Below are 9,167 nucleotides of genomic sequence, written 5' to 3' on the forward strand. Positions count from 1 at the left end.
GGCGGGACCATGACCGGGCGCAGCATCGAGGGACCTGACAGATCGGCGGGATAGCTCATCGTGACCTCGCAAGGAAGGCCGGGCGAGGCACCATGCCGATGCGGGCGCGCCCTGACCCGGGGCGCCGCCATCAGACCGCTCGTCGATGAAGGCCCCGTGACGACACGAACCCTCGTGGTGCAAAGCGCCGCCGCTGCTGCGCTGCACAGCGATATCCCTACGAGTCTCCGTAGCGCATCCCCTGCCCCGCTTGTCACTGGCGCGCCGTATGCTTACGCGTTGCTTTCGATGAGCCGAACCGACGGGCCGAACGACGCGCCGAACGACGGGCCAAGCGATGGGCGAACGGAGGGTGGGCGGTAAAGACGTTGGGAGGCGTGCGGCATCGCCATTTGGCGACATCGCGTCATCGGGGAAAACCCGATATCGCCCCTGGAGCGCGGGAATGCCAGATCAGGCCGGGGCCCGCGTATTGACTGAGATTTAGTGGTGATCTCAATTTTTTCTTATGAGGACCCAAGCTAAAAAATAGTTGGACGAGGCGCCCGGCTAATTTGAAGAATGCAGATGCCGGGGGACGTCCATCGATGCATGACAGGTTCCCGCAGACCGCCGCGAGTCAAGCGACATCGCCGCGGGCCACCGCGATCGCGCGCCGACTCTCCAGGCGCGCATCGGCACACCGCCGTGCCATCGCGGCCGCCAGTGCGCGGGAACCAGAACAGCGACGACGATCGTCGACCGGCCGGCAGCACCAGCGGTGCCAGCCCGCCCCAATCTGCCGAGCTTTGCCGCGCATTGCCGATGCGCATTGCCGAGATTTGCCGCGATGGCCCGATTTGCACGCAATCCGCCTGCAATTGGGGACACGCGTTCTGGCCCGGATCAAGCCTGTACCGACGCACCGCGACGAGACACCACGACGAGGAACGCATGGAGACGCAGATTGGCAGCATCCAGGGGGAGCAGCAAAGCCGACCGTCGACCGGCCTCTTTGCCTGGTATCGCGATATCACGCCGGGCGAGCGCCGCACGTTCTGGAGCTGCAAGGTCGGCTACGCGCTCGACGCGATGGACACGCAGTTCCTCAGCTTCGTCATTCCGACGCTGATCGCGACATGGGGCATCACGCGCGGCGACGCCGGCTTCATCGGCACCGCCACGCTGCTGACCTCGGCCGCGGGCGGCTGGATCGCCGGCATCCTGTCCGATCGCATCGGCCGCGTGCGTACGCTGCAGCTGACCATCGTCTGGTTTGCCTTCTTCACCTTCCTGTGTGGCCTGGCACAGAACTACGAGCAGCTGCTGATCGCCCGCGCGCTGATGGGCTTCGGCTTCGGCGGCGAATGGACCGCGGGTGCGGTACTGATGGGCGAGGCGATCCGCTCGCAGGACCGCGGCAAGGCGGTCGGCATGGTGCAGGCCGGATGGGCGCTGGGCTGGGGCATGTCCGCGCTGCTGTATGCGCTGGTGTTCAGCATCCTGCCGCCTGAAACCGCCTGGCGCGCGCTGTTCCTGATCGGCCTGCTGCCGGCGGTGTTCGTGATCTTCCTGCGGCGGCTGGTCAAGGAGCCCGAGGTCTATGCCGAGCACAAGGCCAGGGAAGCCGCCTCCGCCGAGAAGACCTCGTTCGCCGCGATCTTCTCGCCGAAGCTGCTGACCATCACGCTGCGCGCCGCGCTGCTGACCACGGGCGCCCAGGGCGGCTACTACGCGATCACGACCTGGCTGCCGACCTTCCTGAAAACCGAGCGCGGACTCACCGTGCTCGGCACCGGCGGCTATCTGGCGATGGTGATCGTCGGCTCGTATCTGGGCTATATCACCAGCGCGTACCTGACCGACCGCATCGGCCGCAAGCGCAATTTCATGCTGTTCGCACTGTGCTCGATGGCGATCGCGCTGATCTACACGCAGATCCCGGTCAACGACACGGTGATGCTGATCCTCGGTTTCCCGCTGGGCTTCTTCGCTTCCGGCATCTTCGCCGGCATGGGCGCGTTCCTGACCGAGCTGTTCCCCACCAGCGTGCGCGGCTCCGGCCAGGGCTTCTGCTACAACGTGGGCCGCGCCATCGGGGCGCTGTTCCCCTTCCTGATCGGCCATGTCAGCCAGACCATGCCGCTGGGACAGACCATCGGCGTGTTCGCCGCCGGCGCCTATGGCGTGCTGATCATCGCCGCGCTGACGCTGCCGGAAACGCGCGGCAAGACGCTCGAAGCATGAGGGAACAGGCAATCCATGCCGGCGGCGATAACCCTTCAAGACTTAAGGAAAGTGGCGGATATACAACATCATCGCCGCATCGCATCAACCGGCCGCAGGCCTTGCCGCGTCGCGGCCCGCGGGCATCGCGGCGGATGGCAATGCGGCCCCGCATCGCACGGTTGGAATGCGCGCTCGATGTCGTGACATCTTGCCTTGCAATAATTTGGCCGGCGCCGGATGGCAGCAGCCAGCGATGGCGCCATCACGGTATCGCACCACCACAGCATCGATAGCGATAGCGATAGCGGCCGCGCAACGCACGGCACGCACAACACCGGGCACGCCGCACCGCGGCGCCATCCGGGTTTTCCGACGGGAATGGGTCAGCAGTATGTTGGGCTTCGCCTGAAGGCCGGGCCAGCGAGTGCCATGTCGCTCGCGGATCGGGCCGAGGCAAGCCTTCACGCTGCCGCGTCAACGCGGCGGCCATACGCATTTGTCGGAGGCGATCGATGGAAAAAGAAGTGGAAGCCGGCCTGGGCCGCGACACCAGCCTGTCGCGGACCCTGAGTGCCGACCTGCCGCGCGCCACAAGCGGCGGCACGTCGGCCCGCGGTCCACGTGGCCTGCCGCCCGTGGTGGGCCCCCACGGCATCAAGGTATTCGGCGAACGGCATATCGTTCCCGTCCAGCGGCGCACGCGCCAGGGCGGCATGCCGGGACTGGTCGAGGCGATGCTGCGCGAAAGCTCGCATGAATCGCGCACCGCGCTGATGCAGTCGGCGATCCGGGGGATCGGTTTCGACTGGCTCGGCTATGGCACCGCCACCACCGTGGGCGGGCAGGTGCAGATGCGCACCTTCCTCGATACCTATTCGCATCCGGGCTGGCGCGATTACTACCTGCGCGAGCGCTATTACGAGGTCGATCCGCGCCAGCCGCGCCCGGGTACTTACGGGCTGCCGCTGGTGTGGGACGTCAGCGACCTGGAGCGCAGCACCTCGGGCGGCACGCAGGCGCTGCGGCTGCGCCGCTTCCTCGACGACCTGCGCGACGCCGGCATCCGCAGCGGCGTGTTTCTGAACCTGCCGATGCCGGGCACCAGCGACTTCGTCGCGATCAGCTTCGCCTCCGGCATCGAAAGCCGCCGCTGGATCGGCGACCCGGTGATCGGCCAGGCGCTGACGGTCGGCTTCGCGCTGCACGAATTCCTGACCTGCCACGCCGATATCCCGGCGCTGGGCGGCACGCAGCGCGACGGCCTGTCCGAGGTCCAGCGCGACATCCTCGCCTGCCTGGCGCAGGGGCTGTCCGACAAGCAGATCGCCAACCGCATGGAGATGTCGATCTTCAACGTCGACTACCACATGCGCCGGCTGCGCAGCCATTTCGGCGTGCGCAATCGCGTGCAGCTGGCGCATGCGGCCACGATGCAGGATCCAACCTTGATCGCCACGGCGGTGGAAAGGATGGATCGGGCGGAGCGGATGGAACGCAGTGGCGGCGGCCTTCGCGAACGGACGGCGGCGCGGTATTGCGCGGAAGAGGCGTTTCTTGACGGCTGAGGGGCTGAGGGGCTGATGCGCTGATGCGCTGATGGCGAGGCGCGCGGTGAGTGGATGCCATCCTCCGCCCTTCATCGCCCTGAGCCTTCTGCAGCCCTGCCCTTAGCCGCCCTTCGCCCAACGCATCAGGTCCGCCACCCGTTCGAACAGCGAGCGATCGATGAAGCGGTCCAGCGGCACCGTCAGATAGAGCCGCTGCGCCAGGTCCGAATCGAAGGCCGACGGGATCAGGTAGTCGGCCGCGGCCTGGCGGATGCGGGCCGCAACCTGGCCGCCGCCCTTGGCCACCACCTTGGGCAGCGTGCCGGGCCCGTCGTAGCGCAAGGCCACCGCGTACTGCGTGGAATACACGACCGCGGTGGACACCCGCACCCGCTCGCCGACGCCGAAGAACGCCGCCTCGAAGAACGCGGCGCGGCGGCGTCCGGCGATCATCGGGTCGCCCTGCGTGTCCTTGTACTCGCGCCGGTACTCCTCCACGCTCATGCGCTGGCGCTTCATGAACTCGTAGCGCTCGTGCACGTAGTCGATCACCGCCATGATCAGGTAGATCACCGCGGCCCAGCAGCACATCATCAGCAGGATATGGGCGATCAGCAGCAGGATCTCCGCCGGCCGCGCATAGCCGGTGCGTACGCCGTCCTCGATCGCGCGCAGCGCCAGCACATAGATCAGCCCGCCGAGCAGCGCGATCTTGATCACCGTCTTCAGCAGATTGACCAGATTGCGCACGGCGAACATCCGCTTGAGCCCCTCGGCCGGATTCAGGCGCGCCAGTTGCGGCTTGATCTGCTCGAACGCGACCAGCGGCCCGACCTGCACGAAGGCGCCGACGATGCCGCAGACCAGCGCGATCGCCGCGATCGGCAGCACGCCCATCAGCAGGAAGCGCGCCCCGGCCTCGCCAAGCGCCAGCATCTGCTGGTCGGCGAGATGCTGGTCGATCGCGCCCATCGCGCTCAGCCACAGCGCCTGGAACAGCCGCACGAAATAGCGGCCGAGCAGCCATAGCGCGATCAGCACCCCGAGAAAGACGAAGGCCGAGGTGACATCGCTGCTGCGCGGCACCTCGCCGCGCTTGCGCGCGTCGTCGAGCTTGCGCCGTGTCGCTTCGAGGTTCTTTTCGCTATCGGCCATGGCGCGGCCTCACTGGACGCCCGCGCGTCCGCGCAGCAGGTCGATCAGCGCGTTGTCCGGCCGCAGGAAACCCTGCAGCGTGTCCACCATCACCGACAGCATCAGCACCAGCATCAGGAACGCGACCGTGATCTTGACCGGCTGCGCGAACTGGAACACGTCGAACTGCGGCACGAAGCGCGCGATCAGCGCGAAGCCCAACTCGACGATCACCAGCAGCAGCAGGATCGGCGCCGCCAGCTTGACGACCCACGAGAACATCGTGCCCGCATAGATATTGGCGAACTGGAACGACGACAGCGACACATCCGGGCCGAAGGACATCACCGGCCAGAAGGCAAACGATTCAACGATCACGCCGGTCATCGCGAACAGGCCGCCGAAGGAGGCAAACAGCGCGATGCCCAGATGGGACAGCAGGTTCTCCATCGGCCCGTCCTCCTGCTGCGTGACCGGATCGAAGAAGGTGGCGTTGCCCGAGCCGGTCTGGAAGTCGATCAGCTCGCCGATCATCTGCAGCGCGACGAAGAACAGGCCGAACGCCATGCCCAGCAGCAGGCCGATGAAAGCCTCCTTGAAGATCAGCAGCAGCCAGAGGCCACCCGCCACCGCGTCGATGTCCACGCGGGCGCCCGGCGAGACGAACAGCGCAATCGCGAGCACGATGCCGTTGCGGGCGACACCCGGGATCGACTGGTGCGACAGGAACGGCACCACGGTAAAGGCCGTCAGCAGCCGCGGCATCACCATCAGGATGGGCATCACGGTCTCGCGACCCCACTGGAAGAACATCGCCGGGTCGATCATGCCTTGATGCCTGCCCCCATGCCCCGCTGCCAGACCCGCAGCGCGGCCTCCTCGGCGGCCTCTTCCTCGCGGCGCTCGATGTCGGCGCGTGCCGCGGCCTGTTCGCGGTCGATCAGTTCGCGCGTGCCGGTCAGGCGAGCCTGCGCCTGGGCCCACAGCCGACGGCTCTGCTCGAACTCGGCGCGACGCTGGCCGGCGATATCCAGCGCCTGCGCCAGCGCGGCGTTGGCGCGCGCGATGCGGGCGTCGAACGACGCCTGCCACGCCTGCGCATCGAGCAGCCCCGAGATCGCGACCCCCTCATGCGCGGCGCTCTCGCGCAGGCGCTGCAGGAAGGCCGCGCGCTCCGACAGCGCCGCGCGTACCGCGCCCTGTGCCGCCTCGGCGGCCCGCATGCCTTCGAGGAAGGCATCGCGCTTCTGCCGCATCTCGCGATGCGCGTCGTCGTGGCGGCGTTCGCGCACGCGTTCGAGCTGGCGCAGCGGTACCGTGGTCGATTGGCCGTTCATCGTTTGGCCTCCTGCTGAGCGGCGGCGCGCCCTGCAGCGGCCATCGTCGCCGTGGCCGCCGTCGCGGGCATCGCCGCCGGAGCCGGCGGCGTGATCGCGCGTTCCAACGTGCGCAGCGTGGTTTCGTAGGTGTCGAGCCTGCCGGCCGGTTGCGACAGGAAGGCGCGGATCTGGCCGATCGACGCCACCGCGGCGTCGGCCACCGCATCGGCGCCGGGACGGTACTCGCCGATCTGCAGCAGCAGCTCGAGCTCGCGGTACTTGGCCAGCAGCTCGCGCAGCCGGGCCGCGTGGCGGGCCTGCTGGTCCTCGACCACGTGCGGCATCACGCGGCTGACGCTGGCCAGCACGTCGATCGCCGGATACTGGCCGGCGCTGGCCAGCTTGCGCGACAGCACGATATGGCCGTCGAGGATCGAGCGGACCTCCTCGGCGATCGGATCGCTGTCGTCCTCGCCTTCGGTCAGCACAGTGTAGGCGGCCGTGATCGAACCGCGCGCGGCGGTGCCGGCGCGCTCCAGCAATTGCGGCAGCATCGAGAAGACCGATGGCGGATAGCTGCGGCGCGTCGGCGGCTCGCCGCTGGCGAGGCCAATCTCGCGCTGCGCCCGCGCCAGCCGGGTCAGCGAGTCGACCAGCAGCAGCACGCGCTTGCCCTGGTCGCGGAAGTGTTCGGCGATCGCGGTCGCGGTATACGCGCACTTGACCCGCTCCATCGGCGCCCGGTCCGAGGTCGCGACCACCAGCACCGTGCGCGCCAGCCCCGCATCACCGAGGCTGTATTCGATGAATTCGCGCACCTCGCGGCCGCGCTCGCCGACCAGCGCCACCACGTTGACATCGCTCTGCGCGCCGCGCGCCAGCATGCCGAGCAGCGTGCTCTTGCCCACGCCCGGCGGCGCGAAGATGCCGACGCGCTGGCCTTCGCCCAGCGTCAGCAGGCCGTCGATCGCGCGCACGCCGGTCGGCAGCGGCGTGCGGATCAGCGCGCGGGTCAGCGGATCGGGCGGCTCGTTCTCGACCGGCACCTGGCTGACGCCCACCAGCGGACCGCGGCCGTCGATCGGGCTGCCCAGCGCGTCGAGCACGCGCCCGAGCAGCGCGGCGCCCGCCGGGCAACGGTAGCCATGCATCTGTGGCACGACCTCGGTCACCGCCGACACACCGGTGGTGCGCCCCAGCGGCGTCAGCAGCGCGGTCTGCTGCTCGAAGCCAACCACCTCGGCCAGCAGCGGCGGCTCGCCCGGCGTGACCAGCTGGCAGATCTCGCCGACATGCGCCTGGATGCCGGTCGCATTGATCAGCATGCCGACCGCCTTCGAGACGCGCCCGCGCATCGCCACCGGCGTGAAGTGGTCGAAGGCGCGTTCGAGATCGAGCGCGGCGTGCTGCAGCGCGGCCTTCAGGTCGGAGGTGGGGAGCGGGTCGGCCATGGGTCGGGGAATAAAAGACGCGGCGTGATGCGATCGGTCGGGCATGGGCAGGGAATCAACCCGCCTGCACACGGCGCGCAAAGGCTTCGAGCTGGGCCTGCAGCCCCACCTCCATCGTGCCGGACGGGGTCAGGATGCGGCAGGCGTCGGGCTCCAGGCTCGGCTCGACCACGACGTTGGCGCGGCGCGGCCAGTCCAGCGTCTCTGCCATCGCGTCGAGCAGGTTGCGCACCGCCTGCTCGCGGCCCAGCGGAATCTGGATGGTGATGAAGGGCTCGCTGCGCACCAGCACGTCGATCCGCTGCAGCGCGACCTCGAGGATGATGTCCGGATCGAGTTCGCCGGCAATCTGCTGGACCGCCTTCATCACGATATTGGCCATGGTTCTGCGCATCGCGCCGAGCTGGCGCTCGGCCTCGGCCGCGGCGCTGACCTGGGCGGCGGCGTGTTCGGCCTGCGCCTTGGCCCACCCCTCGCGGTAGCCGTGCTGGCGCCGCTGCTCGGCGTCACGCTGCGCGTCGGTGGTGATGCGGTGCGCCTCGCGGCGGGCGGCCTCGATGACCTCGGCCGCGTCCATCAGGGCCGCGTACTCCGCCTCCTTGAGGACCTTGCGCTCGGACAGCAGCTGCAGGTTCTCGCTGGTAATCAGAAAAGCCAGTGCCATGTCGGAAACCGTTCGGGAATCAGATTGAGCAGCAGCAGCTCGCGCAGCTGCGCGGCCTGCGGACGGCTCAGCGCGGGCACCGGCAGCGCGGCGAGCCGGCGCGGGAACTTGCGGCGTACCGCATTCAACAGCGCGGAGGCGACATCGCCCTGGGCCGCACCGCCTTGTACCGCGCCCCCTTGTGCCGGGCCCCCTTGTGTCGCGCCCGGCGTCGGCGGCAGCGTCTGCACCAGGCCGCACAGCAGCCGGTAGCCACGTTCGGCCATCACGCGGGCGGCGGACGATGGCCGGGCGCGGATGGGATCGAGATTCATCGGCAGGTCCGGCAGGTCGGGCACGCGCTTCAGGATGAAGGCCACCGCCTGCGGATCGAAGCGCCGCGCGGCGCGCCGCAGCCGGTAGGGCACGGTGCCGATCAGCGGCTGGGCCAGCGCCCCCAGCCTGCCGTCGAGCTGCTGCGCGAGACGGCTGCGTTCGCTGGCAACGCCCGGCTTGTGCACGGCCATGCCGCACCAGATGGCGAGCAGCCGCAGTGCGCTGCGATCGAGCAGCACCAGACGCGTCAGCGGATCGCCGCGCTCATCGAGCAAGGTTTGCAGCAACAGCGCGCGCGCTCTTTCGTCGCCGCCGCCAAGCGCCAGCGGCCCGGCCAATACCTGCGCAGCGGCCGCGCCGAAGCGGTCAGCGCTGCGCAGCGGCAGCGGCCATTCGCGCGGTAGCCAGCTCGGATGCTGGTGCGCGAGCGGACGCTGCGCAAAATCCGCGACCGCCCGGGCCAGCGCAAGCGAGGGCACATGCGAGGATGCATGCGCGGCATGCGGCAGACCCGGCGCGGCCAGCGCGG

At 68.9% G+C, this 9,167-nt stretch carries 8 protein-coding genes; 2 read left to right on the forward strand and 6 right to left on the reverse strand.

The features are described 5' to 3' along the window. The first annotated feature begins 933 nt into the window (after nt 1-933). Together AC6EI8_RS20660 and AC6EI8_RS20665 are read left to right on the forward strand one after the other, a co-directional pair. Nucleotides 934-2,226, forward strand: coding sequence for an MFS transporter (locus AC6EI8_RS20660; protein WP_149318291.1), 1,293 nt, complete (start codon nt 934-936; stop codon nt 2,224-2,226). Between the two features lie 494 nt (nt 2,227-2,720). Then, on the forward strand, nt 2,721-3,773 hold the full coding sequence (locus tag AC6EI8_RS20665) for a helix-turn-helix transcriptional regulator (protein ID WP_265634101.1): 1,053 nt from the start codon (nt 2,721-2,723) through the stop codon (nt 3,771-3,773). A 102-nt stretch (nt 3,774-3,875) separates the two neighbouring features. Here the strand turns inward: AC6EI8_RS20665 and AC6EI8_RS20670 are convergent, their stop codons facing one another. The 6 genes from AC6EI8_RS20670 to AC6EI8_RS20695 all read right to left on the reverse strand — a co-directional run. Continuing rightward, nucleotides 3,876-4,910 carry an EscU/YscU/HrcU family type III secretion system export apparatus switch protein gene (locus tag AC6EI8_RS20670; RefSeq protein WP_023264257.1) on the reverse strand — a complete coding sequence of 345 codons (1,035 nt, stop codon included), beginning with the start codon at nt 4,908-4,910 and terminating at the stop codon, nt 3,876-3,878. A gap of 9 nt (nt 4,911-4,919) precedes the next feature. Beyond that, nucleotides 4,920-5,717 (reverse strand): type III secretion system export apparatus subunit SctT, encoded by a 798-nt coding sequence (gene sctT / locus AC6EI8_RS20675; RefSeq protein WP_226105538.1) that lies wholly within the window; start codon nt 5,715-5,717, stop codon nt 4,920-4,922. Then, a complete protein-coding gene (locus AC6EI8_RS20680; protein WP_226105536.1) occupies nt 5,714-6,226 on the reverse strand; it encodes a type III secretion protein HrpD in 513 nt (170 codons plus the stop codon). Before AC6EI8_RS20680 ends, sctT begins: the two co-directional genes overlap by 4 nt. After that, a complete protein-coding gene (locus AC6EI8_RS20685) occupies nt 6,223-7,659 on the reverse strand; it encodes a FliI/YscN family ATPase (protein WP_498382746.1) in 1,437 nt (478 codons plus the stop codon). Before AC6EI8_RS20685 ends, AC6EI8_RS20680 begins: the two co-directional genes overlap by 4 nt. Nucleotides 7,660-7,714: 55 nt before the next feature. Continuing rightward, nucleotides 7,715-8,323, reverse strand: coding sequence for a type III secretion system stator protein SctL (gene sctL, locus AC6EI8_RS20690; protein WP_023264256.1), 609 nt, complete (start codon nt 8,321-8,323; stop codon nt 7,715-7,717). Further along, nucleotides 8,305-9,167 (reverse strand): type III secretion system protein SctK (locus AC6EI8_RS20695; RefSeq protein WP_498382747.1); only part of this gene is annotated, 863 nt, incomplete at its 5' end. The genes AC6EI8_RS20695 and sctL, both read right to left, overlap by 19 nt.

Source organism: Cupriavidus sp. R6-3 (genome assembly GCF_059772245.1).